Annotated in this window: 15 protein-coding genes and 1 tRNA gene; 6 read left to right on the top strand and 10 right to left on the bottom strand. The window is 54.0% G+C overall.

Annotated elements, in window-relative coordinates:
* The first annotated feature begins 35 nt into the window (after positions 1 to 35).
* Both nrdB and yfaE read left to right on the top strand, forming a co-directional pair.
* A complete protein-coding gene (nrdB, locus tag STH12_RS06985; protein WP_126166887.1) occupies positions 36 to 1166 on the top strand; it encodes a class Ia ribonucleoside-diphosphate reductase subunit beta in 1131 nt (376 codons plus the stop codon).
* Positions 1141 to 1494: a class I ribonucleotide reductase maintenance protein YfaE gene (yfaE, locus tag STH12_RS06980; RefSeq protein WP_126169450.1), complete on the top strand. Its 354-nt coding sequence runs from the start codon at positions 1141 to 1143 to the stop codon at positions 1492 to 1494. The genes nrdB and yfaE overlap by 26 nt, the downstream gene beginning before the upstream one ends.
* 13 nt (positions 1495 to 1507) lie before the next feature.
* Here yfaE and STH12_RS06975 read toward each other — a convergent pair whose 3' ends face one another.
* Positions 1508 to 1927, bottom strand: coding sequence for a YciI family protein (locus tag STH12_RS06975; protein WP_237158780.1), 420 nt, complete (start codon positions 1925 to 1927; stop codon positions 1508 to 1510).
* Between the two features lie 457 nt (positions 1928 to 2384).
* Positions 2385 to 4400 carry an NADPH-dependent 2,4-dienoyl-CoA reductase gene (locus STH12_RS06970; RefSeq protein WP_126166885.1) on the bottom strand — a complete coding sequence of 672 codons (2016 nt, stop codon included), beginning with the start codon at positions 4398 to 4400 and terminating at the stop codon, positions 2385 to 2387.
* A gap of 162 nt (positions 4401 to 4562) precedes the next feature.
* Here STH12_RS06970 and sppA point away from each other — a divergent pair, with 162 nt between their 5' ends.
* Together sppA and ansA are read left to right on the top strand one after the other, a co-directional pair.
* A complete protein-coding gene (gene sppA, locus STH12_RS06965) occupies positions 4563 to 6416 on the top strand; it encodes a signal peptide peptidase SppA (RefSeq protein ID WP_126166884.1) in 1854 nt (617 codons plus the stop codon).
* 401 nt (positions 6417 to 6817) lie between these two features.
* Positions 6818 to 7831: an asparaginase gene (ansA, locus tag STH12_RS06960; RefSeq protein ID WP_126166883.1), complete on the top strand. Its 1014-nt coding sequence runs from the start codon at positions 6818 to 6820 to the stop codon at positions 7829 to 7831.
* A 130-nt stretch (positions 7832 to 7961) separates the two neighbouring features.
* Here ansA and STH12_RS06955 read toward each other — a convergent pair whose 3' ends face one another.
* From STH12_RS06955 to STH12_RS06935, 5 genes are all read right to left on the bottom strand, one after another.
* Positions 7962 to 8255, bottom strand: coding sequence for a YeaC family protein (locus STH12_RS06955; protein ID WP_126166882.1), 294 nt, complete (start codon positions 8253 to 8255; stop codon positions 7962 to 7964).
* Positions 8252 to 8569, bottom strand: coding sequence for a zinc ribbon domain-containing protein (locus tag STH12_RS06950; protein WP_126166881.1), 318 nt, complete (start codon positions 8567 to 8569; stop codon positions 8252 to 8254). The genes STH12_RS06955 and STH12_RS06950 overlap by 4 nt, the downstream gene beginning before the upstream one ends.
* A 3-nt stretch (positions 8570 to 8572) precedes the next feature.
* Positions 8573 to 9700 (bottom strand): M14 family metallopeptidase, encoded by a 1128-nt coding sequence (locus tag STH12_RS06945; RefSeq protein WP_126166880.1) that lies wholly within the window; start codon positions 9698 to 9700, stop codon positions 8573 to 8575.
* Positions 9701 to 9828: 128 nt separating this feature from the next.
* The gene (locus tag STH12_RS06940; RefSeq protein WP_126166879.1) at positions 9829 to 10524 is read right to left on the bottom strand and encodes a response regulator transcription factor; all 696 of its coding nucleotides are present in this window, start codon (positions 10522 to 10524) and stop codon (positions 9829 to 9831) included.
* Positions 10525 to 10713: 189 nt separating this feature from the next.
* Positions 10714 to 12519, bottom strand: a complete 1806-nt coding sequence (locus tag STH12_RS06935; RefSeq protein ID WP_126166878.1) for a DUF885 domain-containing protein — start codon at positions 12517 to 12519, stop codon at positions 10714 to 10716.
* 349 nt (positions 12520 to 12868) lie between these two features.
* Between STH12_RS06935 and STH12_RS06930 the strand changes: the two genes are divergently transcribed.
* Together STH12_RS06930 and STH12_RS06925 are read left to right on the top strand one after the other, a co-directional pair.
* The gene (locus STH12_RS06930) at positions 12869 to 13471 is read left to right on the top strand and encodes a hypothetical protein (RefSeq protein ID WP_126166877.1); all 603 of its coding nucleotides are present in this window, start codon (positions 12869 to 12871) and stop codon (positions 13469 to 13471) included.
* A gap of 2 nt (positions 13472 to 13473) precedes the next feature.
* A complete protein-coding gene (locus tag STH12_RS06925) occupies positions 13474 to 15927 on the top strand; it encodes a zinc metalloprotease (protein WP_126166876.1) in 2454 nt (817 codons plus the stop codon).
* Positions 15928 to 16196: 269 nt separating this feature from the next.
* On the opposite strand, the gene STH12_RS06920 is transcribed toward STH12_RS06925, so the two are convergent.
* From STH12_RS06920 to nadA, 3 genes are all read right to left on the bottom strand, one after another.
* Positions 16197 to 16284, bottom strand: a tRNA-Ser gene (locus tag STH12_RS06920).
* A 300-nt stretch (positions 16285 to 16584) separates the two neighbouring features.
* The gene (locus tag STH12_RS06915; RefSeq protein ID WP_126166875.1) at positions 16585 to 18588 is read right to left on the bottom strand and encodes a methyl-accepting chemotaxis protein; all 2004 of its coding nucleotides are present in this window, start codon (positions 18586 to 18588) and stop codon (positions 16585 to 16587) included.
* 175 nt (positions 18589 to 18763) lie between these two features.
* Positions 18764 to 19831, bottom strand: coding sequence for a quinolinate synthase NadA (nadA, locus tag STH12_RS06910; RefSeq protein WP_126166874.1), 1068 nt, complete (start codon positions 19829 to 19831; stop codon positions 18764 to 18766).
* Positions 19832 to 19999 lie beyond the last annotated feature (168 nt).

Genomic DNA, 19999 nt, shown 5'->3' with positions numbered 1-19999 from the left:
GGGGCCATTGCCCCCTTTTACCGGAACGAAACATCATGGCTTATTCAACTTTTTGTCAGACTCCCAACGACGCCACCCGCGAACCTATGTTTTTCGGCCAGTCCGTAAACGTTGCCCGTTATGATCAGCAACGCTACGAAGTGTTCGAAAAACTGATTGAAAAGCAGCTGTCTTTCTTCTGGAGACCGGAAGAAGTGGATGTCAGCCGTGACAAAATCGACTTCGGTAAACTGCCACCGCACGAGCAGCACATTTTTATTTCCAACCTCAAGTATCAGACCCTGCTGGACTCCATTCAGGGCCGCAGCCCCAACGTGGCCTTCCTGCCGCTGGTATCACTGCCTGAGCTGGAAACCTGGATTGAAACCTGGTCGTTCTCCGAGACCATTCACTCGCGCTCTTACACCCATATCATCCGTAACATCGTCAACGACCCATCAGTGGTATTTGACGACATAGTGGTGAACCAGGAAATCCTCAAGCGCGCTGCGGATATCTCGGCCTATTACGACAAGCTCATCAAGCTGACCCAAATTTATCACCTCCATGGTGAAGGCACCCACACTGTGGATGGCCATTTGGTTGAAGTGACAGTGCGTGAGCTGAAGAAAGTGCTGTACCTGTGCATGATGTCGGTAAACGCGCTGGAAGCCATTCGCTTCTATGTCAGCTTTGCCTGCTCGTTCGCCTTCGCTGAGCGTAAGCTCATGGAAGGTAACGCCAAAATCATCCGTCTTATTGCCCGTGATGAAGCGCTGCACCTGAACTCCACTCAGCACATCCTCAACATCATGCAGGGTGGCAAGGACGATCCGGAAATGGCGGAAATTGCCGCCGAGTGTCAGCAGGAAGCGTACGAGCTGTTCCTGCGCGCCGCCGAGCAGGAAAAAGAATGGGCCAAGTATCTGTTTAAAGATGGCTCCATGATTGGTCTGAACGAGCAAATTCTGTGTCAGTACGTTGAGTACATCACCAACCAACGGATGAAGTCAGTAAACCTGCCACTGCCATACCCAGAGTCCACCAACCCACTGCCGTGGATGAAGAACTGGCTCGAAAGTGATGCCGTGCAGGTGGCGCCTCAGGAAGTGGAAGTATCCTCCTACCTGGTGGGTCAGATTGACGCCTCTGTCGATGAAAATGAGTTCTCCGATTTTGACCTTTAAAAAGGCCCCTATCGTCAGCCTTCAGGGCCAGCCGGTGCTGCTGTTCAATGGACAGCAGCAGTCACTGCTTGAAGCGCTGGAAATTAAAAAAATCCGCATCTTCTCTGAATGTCGAAGCGGATTTTGTGGTGCCTGTAAAACCAAGGTGCTCAGTGGCAATGTGCAGTATTTCTCAGAGCCACTCGCCGCCCTTGAAGCCGACGAATGCCTGCCGTGCTGCTGCATTCCCGATTCGGACTTAAATCTGGCGCTGAGCCCCAAAGGCGCAGACACCATTGCCCGGCCACAGGCATTGAATGCCAAAGCCGAGCAAGTGCTTGTCGATTGATTTCCCCAGCTTTTTAAATCTGCTTTTTGGCAAACTTGCCGTGCAGTTCACCGATTTGCGTTAATGCCGCCGAGCCATACCAGGGCACCAGTTCCATCACCAAACTGCCAGCCTTGATGGCCGGATCGCTTTCGGTAAGCAGCTTTGCCTCATCCACCGTGCTTACATCAAAAATATAAATTCCCCGTAGCTCCCCATCGTCCAAAAATGGCCCGGCTAACACCAACTTACCTGCTTCGGCCAGGCGATTAATGTTATCAAGATGCGCCCGCTGTAATTTGGCCCTTTCATCGTCACTGCCACTGCGATTGGGGCCACGCTTTAAAAACGCCATTACATAGGTTTTCATGCCGTAATCGTCGGCGCCGGCTTGCGTCGCAAGCTGCTCATCATACTCAGCCTGCACGGGTAAGGCTGACACCAGCGCCAACATCGCCGACATTCCAAGGGCATAAACAAGCGATGCCGCCCTATTGCGCCGCGGGCGTTGGGAGTTTGGCGAGCAGCGAGCCAATGTCATTGTTCCGGTAAGGTATCTAGCCATAGCTAAGCTCCTGCATCGACTGGATTTTAAGATTCTTGTTTGAACAGCGTTTGTGTGCATTTATCCTGCCTGCTAAAGCTAGCAGCCGACACTAAAACAAGCCAATTCACGGCCGTATCGAGCGCGCAATAAAAAAGCCCGCGCAGGCGGACTTTTTAAAATAGTACGATGGAGTGGGCTTAGCTCAGCTGGCTCTATAACGGTCTTTGGTTAAGCCTTACGCTATTTATGATGATCGGCGATTAAAACGTAAGCGACCAAACCATAATACTTCCAAAGAATGCCGGAAAAGCGCCACGCCCCAATGCTCACAGGCTGCGACTCCGGGCTGCAAGCCAATTCAGGCTTACATGCGCATGGCAAGCTCAGCGCCCTGGCGAATGGCGCGCTTGGCATCGAGCTCCGCCGCCACATCCACGCCGCCAATCAAGTGCACAGGTTTGCCGGTGCCTTCCATTTCAGACAGCAGAGTACGGTTGGACTCCTGACCGGCACAGAGCACCACGGTATCCACATCCAACACCTTAGCTTCATCGTTTACCTTGATGTGCAGCCCCTGCTCATCGAAAGACTCATAGCTTACCCCTGTCATCTGCACCACGCCGTGCATCTTGGCAACCGCCCTGTGGATCCAACCTGTGGTTTTACCCAGGCCCTTACCCATTGGCGTGGTTTTGCGCTGCAACAGGTAAATGGTTCGCTCGGCAGGCTCTTTCACCGCAGCTTTGAGGCCGCCACGGTGCTCATAGGCTTCATCTATGCCCCACTGATCGCGCCAGCGCTTGGGATCCAGGGTGCTTGAGCCCTTTTCGCCAAGGAAATGGGCCATATCGAACCCAATACCACCGGCGCCTATAAGAGCGACCTTCTTACCAACCTCGACATCACCATTGAGCACCTGCTGATAGGTCACAACCCTTGGCGAATCAAAGCCAGGCAGCTCAACCGCCCGGGGCACTACGCCGGAGGCAATAACCACTTCATCAAAGTCTTCATCGTTTAAAACCGATGCATCCAGACGGGTATTGAGTCTGAGCTCAACCCCGGTTTCCTGCATCTGGTTGGTGAAATAACGGATAGTTTCGTTAAATTCTTCTTTGCCCGGAATTTTACGGGCCAGATTAAACTGACCGCCCACTTCGGATTTGGCTTCAAACAGCACAACCTTATGGCCACGGCCGGCGGCATAAATCGAAAACGCCATACCCGCGGGACCTGCGCCCATGACGGCAATTTTCTTTGGCTGCTGCGCTGGGTTAAAGGTGATTTCGGTCTCGTAGCAGGCCCTTGGATTTACCAGACAGGTGGCGCGCTGCATCTTGAAGGTGTGATCAAGACAGGCCTGATTACAGCCAATACAGGTGTTAATAAGAGCGCTTTTATCCGCAGCAGCCTTATTAACGAACTCGGGATCGGCCAAAAACGGCCGCGCCATGGAAACCATGTCGGCCTGACCGCTTGCCAGTATGGTTTCTGCAATCTCAGGCGTGTTGATCCTGTTGGTCGCAACCAAAGGCACTGACACTTCCGATTTCAAACGCTCAGTTACCCAGGCAAAGGCGGCTCTGGGCACACTGGTGGCGATGGTTGGCACCCGCGCTTCATGCCAGCCAATACCTGTGTTGATGATGGTGACGCCTGCCTGCTCCAGGGCTTTGGCCAAGGCCACTACTTCGTCCCAGTTTGAGCCATCTTCCACCAGATCCAGCATAGAGAGGCGGAAAATAATAATAAAATCAGTACCTACGGTCGCACGAATGGCACGAACGATTTCCAGCGAAAAGCGAATTCGATTCTCGAAACTGCCACCCCACTCATCGGTGCGCTTGTTGGTACGGGCACAGATAAACTGGTTGATAAGATAGCCTTCCGAGCCCATCACCTCGACGCCGTCATAACCTGCCTTGCGGGCCAGTTTCGCGCTGGCAGCATAGTCTTTGATGGTACCTTTCACCTGTCTGGATGACATGGCTGAAGGTTTAAAGGGGGTAATGGGCGCCTTGATGGCGCTGGGTGCCAGGGAAAACGGATGATAGCCATAGCGGCCGGCATGGAGGATCTGCATGCAAATCTTGCCGCCCGCCTCATGCACGGCGTCAGTGACGATACGGTGGCGGCTCACCTGCCAGGGAAAACTCAATTGCGACGCGTGAGGTGCCAGGCGGCCACGAAGATTCGGCGAGATGCCGCCGGTAACAATCAAACCCACGCCACCCTCGGCGCGTTCACGGTAGAAGGCCGCCAGCTTTTCAAATCCGCCTCGTTCTTCTTCGAGCCCTGTGTGCATAGAGCCCATTAATACGCGGTTTTTCAGCTGGGTAAAGCCCAAATCCAGTGGTTTGAGAAGATGTGGAAACAACATTCAAACATCCTTTTAAAACAGGTGATTTAAGTGAGCATATCCTGAGTGGAGTATAAGCTCAACCTCAAGCCATACGGAATGTTAAAATCCTTTACAATTGGATTTCGCTCGGCCGGAAGAATTGCGGTAGCATTAGCACAGGAATTCTCAATGGAGTGCTGAATGGCCAAGAAACCCCTGACAACGAAAAACACCCTTCTCCTTATTTGGAATACGATTAACTTTGTTCGCAAGCTAATCATTAATATCGTGTTTTTTCCTATTTTTATTCTGGTGTTGATTGTCGCCGTTGTCGCCATCAGTAGCGATAATGAGTTGAAAGTTGAACCCGGCAGCGCGTTGGTGCTGAATTTGTCCGGCAGCCTGGTCGATCAGGCCCGCCGTATCGACCCCATCACCCAAATGCTGACCCAGGGCAATGCCAATGACGAAAACGCCGAGGTGTTACTCTCGGATCTGCTTTACGTGATTGACAATGCCACCCACGACGAGCGGATCGGCGCCATTGTGCTGGATCTCTCTGGTATGAACGCCGGGATCAGTAAGCTTACCGCCGTGGGCGAAGCGCTGAAAAACTTCCGCGAAGCGGGCAAGAAAGTGATTGCCATCGGTGATTGGTACGGCCGCAGCCAGTATTATCTGGCAAGCTATGCCGATGAAATCTATCTCAATCCGCGCGGTGAAGTCTTCGTTGATGGCTATGCCGCATACAACCTTTACTTCAAGTCGGCGCTGGAAAAGCTCAAAGTCAAAACCCACGTGTTTCGTGTAGGCACCTATAAGTCAGCGGTTGAGCCCTATATCCGCGACGACATGTCCCCTGCCGCCAGGGAAGCGACCCAGCTGCTTATCGACGACCTCTGGTCATCATACGCCGCCACTGTGGCCGCCAACCGTGGTATTGAAACCTCTGAGCTGGTGTTGGACGCCGATACCTACCTTACCCGCCTGAACGAGTTTGACGGCGACAGCGCCGAGCTTGCCGTTAAGCAAGGCTGGGTGGATGGTCTCAAGAGCGATGAAGAGTTCCGCCAGGCGATGATTGAGCTTGTGGGTGAAGAGAGCGAAGAGCACAGCTTCCGCCAGGTGCACTTCCATGACTACTTCAAGCTGGTGCAGCCTCAGCCACAGTTACTGCCGGTTGACAGCGTGGGCGTGATTGTCGCCAAAGGCACCATCATGAACGGTTATCAGGCTCCCGGCGATATAGGTGGCAAGAGCACCGCCGAGCTTATCCGTGAAGCCCGCTTCGATGACAGCATCAAGGCCGTGGTACTGCGGGTAGACAGCCCAGGCGGCAGCGCCTTTGCCTCGGAAGAAATCCGTCAGGAACTGCTGGCCCTCAAGGCCGCCGGTAAACCTGTGGTGGTCAGCATGGGCAGCATGGCGGCTTCCGGTGGTTACTGGATTTCTGCCAGTGCCGATTACATTTACGCCACCCCAACCACCCTCACCGGCTCAATCGGGATCTTCGGTCTTATCACCACCTTTGAAGACTCGCTGGCCGCCATTGGCGTGCATGCTGACGGCGTGGCCACCAGTGAATGGGCAGCGCACTCACCGTTCAAGAGCCTGTCACCCAAGCTTGAAGCCGCTATTCAGCGCAATATCGAGCGCGGCTACAAGGAGTTTATCTCTTTGGTGGCCGATGAGCGTGGCATGAGCCTCGAGCAGGTAGATGCCATTGCCCAGGGTCGTGTCTGGAGTGGTAAAAAAGCGCTGGAGCTAGGTTTGGTGGACGAGCTTGGCGACATGCCAGAAGCCCTGTCCAAGGCCGCTGAGCTTGCCGGTATGGAAACCTTCGATACCCAGCTGATTGAGCAGCAAATGTCACCTGAGGAGCTGTTTATTCAGGAAATGTTTGCCTCTGCATCGGCGCTGCTGCCACAAAGTGCACGTCAAAGCAGCCTGGTGGACAAACTCATGTCTGTCTGGGGCAAGGTACTGGAGGATGTCGCCCGCTTCGACGATCCGAAAGGCGCTTACCTCTACTGTGAATATTGTCAGCTGCAGTAAGCATACTGTAAGGAAGGTGCGAACAAGTCGTCGCACAGCTCTGGCTTTGATAGCAGCGACAGTTCAAGGCATTCAACTGAGGGCATGCCGAGGCCTGCTGAAGTTGAATAACGCAGAAATGGTGTTGCAATCAAAGCCCCGCAGGGCGTGGCTTACAGCGGTATCTGCTGCGTTACAGTTCTTGTGAAGGACTAGGGCCATTCGCTGCGAACTGTGCCTTGCAACTATCCACTTTAAGCCCACGCAGAGCAAGCACGGGACTTATTCGCACCTTCCAAAAGCCCGGCTCTGCCGGGCTTTTTGTTTATTGGCCCTGTTTACGACTAAGGTAGGGTTTTAAGGTTTCGTTTCATCGTCAGTGTCCTTATAATCCATTCACCCTCAAGCAGCTGTAATATGCCATGAAGAAGCCCTCCATCTACGTCGCCTACACCGGCGGTACCATAGGTATGCAAAAAACCGCCAACGGCTTTGCCCCCGTGGCCGGATTTTTAACCCAGTGTGTCAGCTCCATGCCGGAGTTCTACCACGAAGACATGCCTGATTTCGTTATTCACGAATACTCGCCGCTCATCGATTCATCCAATATGACGCCCGCCCACTGGCAGATGATTGCCGATGATATTCGCGACAATTACGACAAGTACGATGGCTTTGTGATCCTTCACGGCACCGACACCATGGCCTATACCGCTTCGGCGCTGTCGTTTATGCTGCAAGGGCTCGGCAAACCTGTGATTGTCACCGGCTCGCAAATCCCCCTGGCGCAGCTGCGCTCCGACGGCCAGACCAATCTGTTGAATGCGCTCTATATTGCCGCCCGCTATCCGGTGGCCGAAGTATGCCTGTTTTTCAACAACAAGCTGTTTCGTGGTAATCGCACCACCAAGGCCCACGCCGACGGTTTCGATGCCTTCGCTTCACCAAACTTCCCGCTGCTGCTGGAAGCGGGGATCACCATTAATCTCAAGGCCGGTAAGATTGCCAAAGATGTCACCACCCAGCTGGAAGTGGCCCGCATATCCCCGCAGCCCGTGGGTGTGGTTACCCTTTACCCCGGGATCTCCACCGATATCTTTATCAACATGCTGCAGCAGCCGGTGAAGGCGCTTATCCTGCTCACCTTTGGTGTGGGCAATGCGCCTCAGGATCCGGCATTACTTGAAACCCTTAAGCAGGCCGATGAACGTGGCATTGTGCTGGTGAACCTGACCCAATGTTTCCAGGGCAAGGTCAATATGGGCGGCTACGCCACAGGCAATGCGCTGGCACGGGCCGGGGTAATAAGTGGCGCCGATATGACGGTGGAAGCCTGCCTTGCCAAGCTGCACTATTTGCTGTCGAAAAACCTGAGCAACGCTGAAATCAAAGCTGCGATGCAAACGGCACTGGTTGGCGAACTGTCACCTGCCTGAATCCGGGTGAACTGCCCCAAGGTTGGCAGTGCAAACGGATGAACACAAAAAAGCCGGTCGATTGACCGGCTTTTTTTCTTACACCAAAGATTGCACCAAACATTGCACCAAAGATTGCACCGCTTGGATATTACAGCTCGTCATTGCTGAAGGTGGCAATGGTCTCGCCGCCAAAATCCGAGGCCATACGCTTTTTCAGCTCGCTCTTCGACAGCTCGTTGATGGCGCCGCCGCGGCCAATGGTAAAGTGCTGATCCTGATCCAGCATCCGCGCCTGATACAGCATCACCACCTGCATGGCATTCTCGCGCTGCTCTTCCGTCAGCACAGTGCCATCATCCCACTTGCCAAGCTCCACCGCAGAGCGCATCCGCTCATACACTTCAAATGGCAGCTCATCGATGATTTGATTGAGATCTTTCATACGCTTTTCCGCTTGTGTAATACAATTTGCACCCGGGTAATGAGATAACCCACAAACCCCAGTGTCAGCAAGACAGCGCCAGAGGTCAGCCGCAGCCCTTCGGGCTCTTCGCCGCCCCAGAACATCACCACCACACCGGACACAAACAGCGTCATCGCCAGAAAGCTCTGGTTCATCAGCCGTTGTGACTTCTTGATGTTGGCAATCCGCAGCGCCGAGCCATTGTCGCCCTGGGTGCCGGTTTGGCAATGGGGACAGGCAGATGCCTTACTGGAGATCCGCTTTTGACACACGGGGCATTGCACCAAAGCCATGGCTTACCTCAGCTTGTCGACAACCGCCAGCATGGCGATAAGGGAAGCTTCACCCAGCTGCTGGCTGCGCTCAGGCGACCAACCCACGAAGGGGTCCTGCAGATTGGCGTTGTCTTTAAAGGGCATTTCCAGAGTGTTGGACAGACAACCGAAGGTTTCAGCGACCCAGTTGGATGCCACTGTGAGGTTGGCTTTACCCGGCTCGTCTTTATCGTAACCAAATTCGGTTTGGAAATCGGCGCTGGCAAGTTGCAAAGCGGCACTGAATTCGGCCTGCAGATTGGCTAAACGCGCATCCCAGCTTGGTACGCCTTCACAGCCAGCGAGGAACACGTAAGGCAGACCTTCATCGCCGTGCACATCATAAAACAGATCCACACCGGTTTCTTTCATGCGGTTCACCACATAAAACACTTCTGGGCTCTTTTCCATGGACGGGGTTTGCCATTCACGGTTCAGGTTAACGCCCTTGGCATTGGTACGCAGATGACCACGCACGCTGCCATCGGGGTTCATGTTGGGCACAATGTAGAAATTGGCTTTATCGAGCAGCGCCTTGGCGGTGGCATTTTCACGGTCGAGCAAGCGGTTCAGCAGCCCTTCCACGAGCCATTCGGCCATGGTTTCGCCTGGATGCTGGCGAGCAGTGATCCAGATGTTTTTCTTGCTTTCATCGCCATCGCCTATCTTCACCAGCGTCATGTCGCGGCCATCCAGGGTCAGACCCAGGTGCTCTAAATCTACCAGCGGGTGCATTTGTACTGCGGCCAGCAAATCCAGGTGACGCTCGTAGCTGTAAGGTGCAAAGTAAGCGATTTGAATGCTGGAGCAGTCCAGTGTCACATCCAGCGTCAGTTTGCCATCTTCATATTGGGTCGGCAGACGGAACCAGTTCTGACGGTCATAGCTGGCAACGGCCTGGTAATCTACCCAGCCCTTGGTGTAGGAAGCCGTACCGGCGTTGATGATATTCAGTCGATAATGGTTACCGACCTCACCTTCCATGCGAAAGTTAAACCACTGATAAAACTCGCCGCCTTCGTCGGGGCGAATCGCCAGTTGGATGTCGTTGTGATCGTCGAGGCTGACAACCTGAATGTTGCCGCCATCAAAATTGGCGCTGATCCGCATCTGTCCTTCCTGAGTCTGTTGCTTTGGGTACAGACCCGCCATGGGGCGGGCTTGCAAGTTGGCATAGGATAAACCAAAAGCGTGGTTTCTTGAATGCGCGGCGCCGATTTTAAGACAAGCTCTCCGGACTACTGCGACCAGCAGGCGAAGCTGTAACCCTGACCGCGCACGGTATTGATAAGACTGCGGGGCAACTTGGTGGCCGCGAGTTTGCGGCGGGTGTTGCTGATATGCATATCCAGGTTTCTGTCGAAGCGGCCAAGTTCCTTGTGCAGCACGCTGCGCTGCAGTTCCTGTTTCGTCACCACCTGCCCCTGACGCTCAAACAGATAGCGGAACAGTTTAAATTCCGTTTGGGTCAGCAGCACCTGACGCTCGCCAAACCGCACCGCATAGCGGGTCTCATCGAAGGCGACTTCATCGGCCAGCATGGGGGCGCTGTGAATGTGACTGTGGCTGTGACCCTGGTTCCCAATCCGCCGTGCCAACACCTGCATACGTACCAGCAGCTCTTTCACGCTGAACGGCTTGGTCAGAAAGTCATCGGCGCCCAGCTGATAGCCTTTAATGCGCTCTTCTTCGCAGTCCAGGGCTGAAATCACAATCACCGGAATGGTGTTCTTGCGCGCAAGCAGCAGTGAAAACCCATCCATATTGGGCATCATCAAATCAAGCAGGATAAGATCCGGCGTGTCACTGTCCATCTGCGACAAGGCCTCAAAGCCATCGGCCGCCAGGCTGACCGACATGCCTTCCCTTTGCAACGCTTCGGCGAGTAACTCGCGAAAGCCGCTGTCATCTTCAACCAACAGGATCTTGTTCATGGCCTCATTTGGTAATGCGAACGGTTGTTATTTACATTAGCATGCCAAGTGAAACACTCCAAGCGCTTTTGCAGCATTTATGGTACAGACCACAAATTTGGCGTGTCACTGTAAATAAGCCATTAATAACAGCAACAAATAGACAACAAAAAAGGCCGGAAACCGGCCTTTTTTAAGTTTGATTTCAGCTTACTTCAGCATCAGCTCGCGGACGTATTTTACCGGAGCACTGCCAAAGCTTAAGAAGCTTTCATGGAAGTTGCGCAAGTCGAAGTTGTCCTTGTCTTTGGCCTTGAGCTCTTCACGGAAATCATAGATTTCACGGTAGCCGGCATAGTAGCTGGTCAGCTGTACCTGGCTTAAGGTGGCGCGGCGCCACTTACCGGCGGCTTCCGCTTCCTGCTGGAATGCCTCTTCGGTCATCAGCTTCATGGCGGCGGCTTCATCCATGCCTTTCACCTGGATGCTGTAATCCAAAATGGTGTTGGCAATCACCCGCAGGTTCCACTTGTAGTACATCAGCCACATTTCCGGCTCGAAGTTACCATAGCCCTCTTCCAGCATCATGCGCTCGGTGTAAACCGCCCAGCCCTCTACCATAGCGCCATTGCCAAACAGGCTCTTGACCAGACTTGGGGATTCATTTGAGTACACCAACTGGGTGTAGTGGCCGGGAATGGCTTCGTGGATATTCAATACCCGCAAAATCCAGTGGTTATATTCACGCAGATATGACTCGGCCGATTCATCGGACATACCGTCCAGCGGGGTGACGTTGTAGTAAGTGTTGCCGCCTTTATCGTAAGGGCCTGGGGCACTGATGGACGCACCGGCGTAGCCACGCATGTATTCTGGGGTTTCGCGCACCACCAGAGGCTTGTTCGGATCCAGGGTGATAAGTTTCTTGTCGTTGACGAACTTCACCAGCTCAGGAATTTGCGCCCTCACCTCATCAACGAAGTTGTCGCGGGCCACATGGCGGGCCGACAGCTTGTCAATCAGCATGCGGGTAGCAAGTTTTTTATCATCCGGCATTGGCGATTCAAAATACTTGGGCCACAGCTCAGTGGTTATCCACGCCATTTCACCGTGTACCCGCTCCATGTCAGCCAGTGCCTTCTCGTACAGGGCTTTGGCGGTCATACCCGATTGAATATCCAGAGCAAACTTTTGCTCATACAGCGCTTCGCCAATTCGAAAATCACGGGCGCCGCCCTGCTTGAGCGCATCGACCTTTTGCTTGAGCCAATCGATATGGGTTTGCACCGCCGCTTTGGCAGCCTCAAAACGAGTGGTAAACAGAGCTTTCTCGGCATCGGTCAGGCCCGACTGGGCCACTTTTTCGGCCAGCTCGTCATTGAACACCGAAAACGCCCCCTGATTTTGCATCAGCGCAAGCTCGGTGTGCTCCAGCGTCGGATCCTCAATATTGGCGCGGGCCGCAACATAGTAGGCAGGCACAGCATCGAGACGCATCACCACAGAGCGCAGACGTTCATCCAGCGGCGCAAAGTCTTCATTGATGATTTGGGCAAAACCGCCGGCAACGTTGTAGCCGGAGGGATCCCATTGCCAGGACTTGAAGGTGGTGATTTCCCACTCGAAGCTGTTGAGCAGGTTTTCAATCAGCCGATAGTCAATCTGTTCGCTGGTGGACAGCGCCTTGGTATCAAAGGCCGTTAACTTAGCGCGCTGGCTGCTGACAAAATCGAGCGTTTTCTGACGATTGCTGTCATCTGGCACTTCAAGAATGCCATCGTATTTGTGATACCCGCTGTAGAGTGCCCAGGTGGGCGCCACTTGCCACAGGTTTTCAATAAACTGGCCGCTGAAGGCGGCAAAATCCTGCGCTTGGGCAGCCTGGGGGCCGGAGGCTTCAACCTGAGGCTTGGCATTGGCATTGGCATTGGCGGATGATGAATTGCTGGCATCGTTGCAGCCACCCAGAACGAGCCCGGCAAGGGACAAGGCGATGGCAAGAGTAGACTTCTTCATGGTTCTTCCTGTAACGCGTTTTGACGTCGTAAGCCGACGCTTTGTTGTTTGAATTGCCCAAGTAAACCATTAATGGCGCGGTTTTTTAAGTGGCAACACCTTTTGTTACCAATTATCAATCCGCTATGGCGATATAACCGGCCTGCCACGCTGGTCCGATTAGTTTTTAAGCAAGTCAGCAACGTTCCTTTTGTATTAGTAAAGTACAAAATGCTACGACTTTTCTCGTGCCAAACCCCATCCGCATGTGGTGTTTTAAAACGCATCTGTTAACGCAATGTTGTGCCCTTTGTAGCGCGTTAACAGCCAAACGGAATAGAACTCTTACAACAACTTTGGAGGATTTGGAATGAGACATGGTCACATGCTCAGGACAATGGTGCTGTCAGCTGCCATCGCAGGCTCCCTGGCGCTTGCCCCGCAAGCCCTGGCGCAAAAACACCTTAAACAAAATCTGCAGGACATGGTCAGCGCATCAGCCAACATCATCGCCGGCCAGGTGCTGTCGGTAACCGATGGCTTCGATAACAAAAACCGCCCTTACACCGAAATCACCATCAAGGTGGGTCAGGATGTGAAAGGCAAGTATGCCGAAGGTGCCACCTACAGCTTCCGTCAGTTCGGTCTGCTCAAGCCCAAGTCTATGGGTAACGGCAAGGTCTATCTGGGCGTATCACCTGAAGGCTTTGCCAAGTGGCAGGTGGGTGAGCAGGTTATTGCCTTTATGAACCCTTCCCTTGGCGGCGGTTTGAACTCTACCGTGGGCCTGGAGCAAGGCAAGTTTGTGGTAAGCAACGGCAAGGTACAAAACCAGCTGGGTAACCTTGGTCTGTTTGAAGACATGACCGCGCAGGGTCTGAGCCCTGAAGAAGCGAATTTGCTGACCACCAATGGCGCCGTTGACTCGGCCGCCTTTATGGGCCTTGTGGGCAAACTGGCCGGAGGACAATAACAATGAAATCGACCAAAATCGCCACCGCCGTGTCTTTGGCCATGCTGGCTGGCAGCGCCTTCGCCGGCGGCCCGCTGTACATCCATGACAAGACCATGCAGCCCTACAAGTGGGATACCACCAGGGGTGCCATTCCTGTGTATACCGATGGTGGCCCGGTTGTGCCCACCAAAGACGGTGGCACTGCCCAGGCCTTCACCATCGACTATGATGGCACAGCCTTCCTGACCATTGAGCAGGCCAATAAGGTCACAGCCGATGCGGTGGCCGAGTGGACCAACGTGGCCACTTCTACCTTCGCCATGACAGTTCAGGGCACCATTGCCGAGAAAACCGGCATTGCCGACGTAAACGAAACCAACGTCGACCAAATCTACAACGCCGAAAACGGTTACGGCTTTTGGGTGAACTACGACACCGATGGTCAAATTCTCGAGCAATACTTCGGGATCCCCCGCAATCAGGTACTGGGTATCGCCTTTCCTGAGTGGGCCAATGAAGAAACGGGGGAAATCACCGAAGCGACCGCGCTGATGAACGGCTGGTTTGTGGACGTGAGCGACACCGAAGGCAAGCAGGTGGGCGGCGTATTCACCCACGAGTTTGGCCACGCCATCAATATGTCGCACTCACAGGCTAACGGCCACCTGACCTATATGTCAGCCGCCTACCGCCCACAGTACGACGGCGTGCCAGGTTGTGCCGGTGTGAACACCTATACCAGCGCCAGCCAAATTGCCCCGGATACGATTGAAACCATGTTCCCCTTCATTAACGTGCGCGGCGCCCAGGGTGCCAACCAGCACACGGTGAACATCAAAGACGATATCGTGAATATCTCGGATCTGTACCCTACCCCTGATTACAAAGCCTCCTACGGCAGCATCAGCGGTACCCTGTACACCAAGGAAGGCATTGAGTATTCAGGCGTCAACATGGTTGCCCGTAACCTGGACAACCCACTGTACGACGTGATCACTCAGCAGTCAGGCAACCTGACCCAGGGTAAAGTTGGCCCCGACGGCAAGTTCGTGATCAACGGCCTGACTCCGGGCGGACGCTACGTGCTGTACATTGAGTCCATCAACGCCGGTGGTTACCCAACCCGTCAAACCGCCATTGTGTCTGAGCCTGAGTACTGGAACGACGGCGAAAGCGCCAATCCAGCCACCGACAACGCCTGTGCGGTAACCCCGATTGTGGTAGCCGGCGGCGAAACCAAAGAAGTCAGCATGTATTTCAATGGTTACACCGATGGTATTCAGTACACGCCACTGGTGCAGGCCTTCATCACCGATTTGTCCAAAAACGGTAAGCAAGGCATGGGACAGGCAGGTACAACCCCCTTCCTCTACGACAGCACCAAGAAAGCCGTGTTTGAGCTGCACCCGGCGGGAGCTGCGGTCCAGGTAGGCTCAGCCGCCATGAACAAAAATGCCACCAAGGCCAGCGTAATGGCTGACTTTACCGGCAACGGCATTGGCGAAGCCGCCATTTGGGATCTCAACAGCAACAAACTGACCCCGATTGGCGACCTGAACGGCAACACCTGTGGCGGCAGTGGTCAGTCTGGTACCAACTCCTCCTATCCATGGGATATGGACGATACCGGCGACACAGTTGTAGGTACCGGCTATATCGATGTCGATGGCAACGGCAGCTGCCAGTCGTCCGGCAAAGGCGAAGTGGTGCCATTCAAATGGACCAAGAAAGGCGGCATGCAACAACTGCCCTATGAACTGCCAGGCTTTGTGCAGTGGGTTCGCGCCGACCGCGTATCCGGTAACGGCGAAACCGTTACCGGTACCAACTCCGGCTACAAGCAAGTGGCATGGGTCAACGGTGAATTTGTTGACACCTACAGCCGCTACGGAGCCCGCGACAGCTCTGCAATTTCCCGTGACGGCAAGCGTATTGCGTTTGGCTCAAGCGAAGGTGTGAAGGTGTGGAACACCGCCACCGACGAGATGGAAATGCTGGGTTCACTGCGTTGGTGTGAGCAGGTACCATTCAACCACTTCTTCTATGGCGACCTTTGTGCTCAGGGTTATACCCATGAGATGCTGGTACCGCTCGTAGGCGTGCCGCCGATGGTACTGCTGGATGCCACTGATGATCTGTCGATGATCTCTGTACGTGCCGGCGGCTTCTTTACCGGCTTTATGGGTGGTCTGTACATCGACGGTATGGGCTGGATTAGCCTGGAGCAGTTCTTCGGCAAACAAGGCGTGGTAGAAGCATCACAAATCACCATGGACAATCCATTTGCCCTGAGCGCCAATGGCTCAGAAATGATGGGCGGCCTGGCCGGAGCTACCATCACCTTCGCCGTGGATCAGAACAAAGCCTTCGTGTGCGATAACGGCACCGATCGCGAACTGTCGTTCCCCAAACAAGTGGTTCAGGCCGTTCAGGCCGGTGCCGAGTTTGGCCGCTGTGCTCACATCAATGACTAAACGGTTAACACTGTCATAGATAGAGGCCCACTTGAAAGACAGACATTGCAGCTTGGGTAAACAACCCAACGCCCAAGCAGCTTGTAGAAGTGAACAGTGAAGTGAGTAAAACCAAGCAAAAAGCCCGGCTAACCCCGGGCTTTTTTATTTGAGCGCTCGAATGATTTTTGATTTTGGGCTTATTAAGGTCGACTTTTGAGGACCTGCGGATAAAGTAAAATCGCCCAAAGCAAAACGGGGTTCGCATTTGCGAACCCCGTTTCAGAATGTGGCGGTGAGGGAGGGAGTCGAACCCTCGATACGTTTCCGTATACACACTTTCCAGGCGTGCTCCTTCGGCCACTCGGACACCTCACCATATTGTCTGTCGTCAGTCAGCGCGTTGCTTTCCCCTGTCGACGGAGCGGTACTTTACGCAAATGCCCTTCCAGGGTCAAGCGAAAAGCCAATTATTTTTATCGTTTGCGCACTTGCTGAGCAAAGCGATGCTTTTGCGGGCATTTCGCTCAAAAATCCGCATCTTATGTGCTGTTTTGAGCGGCTTTAATGTGGATGGATTGGTTATTTTCTTAAGCGCTTTGTTTGACGGTAAAGACTCAAAAAAGAACGGGCTGTTGCCCGTTCTTTTTACTGCACTCTTTACTGCACTCTGGCACCCTACTCGCCTTTTGAGAGGGAGAAGCGCGAGACTTCCTGGCTCATGGCGTTGACTGCATTAAGCAAATCATCGTTAATGCGACCGAGCTCGTCGGCAACCCTGTGGGTGCTTTGGTAGATTTCACTTATTCTGAGCGCGTTGCGGTTTACTTCTTCTGCCACGGCGCTTTGTTCGTGGGTGGCTGCGGCTATCTGCTCGTTCATGCTGTCTATCACACCGACGTATTGCACAATGCGGCTGAGCTCTTCACCGGCATGGACTATCTCTTCCACGCAGGCATGGGCCTGACTTTGACCACGGGCCATGGCCTCTACCGCAACCTTGGCGCCGTCTTTCAGACGCTCGGTCATGGTCCGAATATCGGTAGTGGACGACTGAGCGCGCTGGGCAAGTGAGCGCACTTCATCGGCCACCACGGCAAAGCCGCGTCCCATCTCACCTGCCCTGGCCGCTTCAATGGCGGCATTAAGCGCAAGCAGATTGGTTTGCTCGGCGATGCCACTTATCACCTCGAGCACACTGACAATGCCCTGAATATCTTCATCGAGCTGGGAGATAGCCGCCGCGGCGGCATTGATGTCACTCGCGAGGCTTCTGATGGTATCACCGGTATTGCCCACTTCGGTGTTGCCGGTCTGCGCCTCTTTGTTGGCTTTTCCGGACGCCGAGGAGGCTTCAACCGCATTGGAGGCAATCTCGCTTACGGTAGCGCTCATCTCAGTCATGGCGGAGGCGACCTGCTCTGCCTCTGAGTGACCAAGGGCAACGTCCTGGCGCATCTGGTTGGAGTGGGTCTCCATACGCTCCACGGCGTTGGTCACCGTCTGGCTGTTGCGCTTAACCTGCACGATAACCGCTTCAAAGTCGTTCATCATGCCGTTAAAAGCGGCGCCGAGCCTGCCGAGTTCATCCTGGCTTTGCAGCTCAATTCGGGTAGAAAGATCGAACTCCTCTTTTGCGCGGCGCATCTTGCCTTCGATATGGGAGATCCCCTGGTGCAGGAAGCCCATTACCGAGAAGCCCATCAATACCACCACCGCCAGCACCAACAGCAGTGATACCAGCACCACAATAAAATGGAAGTTTGCTACGCTGAGGCGGTTGTCGGTTTGGGCATCGAGCGCCTTGGCGAGGTCCTGCTCGAATTTATACAACAAGTTTATCCGCGCGGTGGATGCCTTAAACCAATCTTCTGGTGCAGTGGCCGCTATTTTGCTGTTGTCCTGCGACAGGGCGATTTCACGGAAGCGGGTAACTTCTTTGATTTCGGCCTGCTGCTGCAACTGCTGCCAACTGATGTTTTGATCGGCCGTCGCCAGGGCGCGGAAACGTTCGCCATAGCTGTCCTGCTCGGACATAAGTTTCACGGCGCGGGTAAATACGCCTGGCTTAAAGCCATCATTGCCGAAGGTGGAAGACAGCACGGCCCGTTCTATCCCTGCGCGTTCTTTCATCTGCAGATAGGCACTGAAGGCGGCCGAGGCAATGGAGATATCTTTGTTGGAGCCAATCTTAACAATGTCATCCACGGTACGAAGCAGCGACGCATTAAGGTTGGTGTAGAAGGCCACCTGATCCGGCACGCTGATCCCCAGATTATCGATGCTGGCACGAATTTGCCCAAGGCGGCCGAGCTCAACGCGGATGCGGCCAATTTCGTCGCTGACTTTTTTCGGGAAGCTCTTGCCCAGGGTGTAATTGTCCAGCGCCCTCAGCCTTTCATCGGTGAGTCCACGCTGGGAGGGCAATTGCGCCTTGAACTTGGTGCCGCCTGAGCCGAGGAAGCCCGCACTCATGCCACGTTCCTTTTGCAGCTCGTGTACCAGCGCACTGTTGGTTACTGCAAGCTCAGTCAGCAATTGTACCTGCTCGAGGGAGTTTTGCTCTTCCACCCGCTCAGCCAGCAAGATGCCACCGTAAATGAGATAGCCAAGGAGCGGCGGCATAAATACCAGCATAAGCTTGGTTTTTAAACTGAGGCTCGCAATCCATCGCATGTTCATAGGGGTTCCCTTCAAGTTGATGAAACAGAGAGTTTGTCGGGTGATATATGGAGTTTAGAGGTATAAGTGTAGTCGTCATATACCCCTTTGGTCTGGGCTACCTGGGTAAATATAGCCCACAAAAAACCCGCCGAAGCGGGTTTTATGACATAGTTCAAACTTTTTGCGATAAGACTCAGGCGTTGCCCTTAATTTGCATATTCAAGGTCTTGGCAAAATCGAGCATGCGATCAAGTGGCAGCTTGGCGCGCTCACGCAGCGACTCATCCACAAAAATCTCATGGGTGGCGGTGTCAGTGGCAGACAATGCCGCTTCAATCGCCTTAAGGCCGTTCATCGCCATCCAGGGGCAATGGGCGCAGCTTTTACAGGTTGCGCCGTTACCGCCGGTTGGGGCTTCAATCAATGTCTTACCGGGGGCAGCCTGCTGCATCTTGTAGAAGATGCCCTTGTCGGTGGCCACGATAAAGGTATCGTTCGGCAGGGTTTGCGCAGCCTTGATAAGCTGGCTGGTCGAGCCTACGGCATCGGCCATTTCCACCACGCTGGCCGGTGACTCTGGGTGCACCAGCACAGCCGCATCCGGGTACTGGATTTTAAGCTCGCGCAGCGCCTTGGATTTGAATTCATCGTGAACGATACACTCGCCCTGCCACAGCAGCATCTCGGCGCCGGTTTGCTTGGCGATGTAGCTGCCAAGGTGTCTGTCCGGGCCCCAGATGATTTTCTTGCCTTCGCTGTCCAGGTGCTCAACGATTTCAAGGGCAATGCTGGATGTGACCACCCAATCGGCACGGGCCTTTACGGCAGCAGAGGTGTTGGCATACACCACCACAGTGTGGTCTGGGTGAGCATCACAAAAGGCACTGAAGGTTTCGATGGGGCAACCCACGTCCAGGGAACAGGTGGCTTCAAGCGTAGGCATCAGCACGGTTTTTTCCGGGCTTAAGATTTTGGCGGTTTCACCCATGAACTTCACACCGGCAACGATAAGGGTTTGCGCGGGGTGGTCACGGCCAAAGCGGGCCATTTCCAGCGAATCAGATACGCAGCCGCCGGTTTCTTCTGCCAGCGCCTGGATTTCGGGATCTGTGTAGTAGTGCGCAACCAGCACGGCATCGCGTGCTTTCAAAAGCGCCTTGATTTTTTCTTTGTATTCCAGCTTCTGCGCATCCGAAAGTGGGATGGGCTTGGGTGGAAATGGATACTGAATGGGTTCCAGAATGGGGGCTTGTTGACTCATGCTAATTCCGACAACACACGACTTCGGCGCATTATACGTAAAGCCAGGCAAAAGATTAAGGTGTTTTGGCCGATAGCCGCTCGCTTATCCACAATGCCAACCTTCGGACCACGGCTACAGATAACAAAAAAGCGCCCGCAGGCGCTTTTTAAAAGACATTAAGATGAG

It is taken from the genome of Shewanella khirikhana (assembly GCF_003957745.1).
Taxonomy (GTDB): domain Bacteria; phylum Pseudomonadota; class Gammaproteobacteria; order Enterobacterales; family Shewanellaceae; genus Shewanella; species Shewanella khirikhana.
This window is presented reverse-complemented; position numbering and strand designations above follow the sequence as displayed.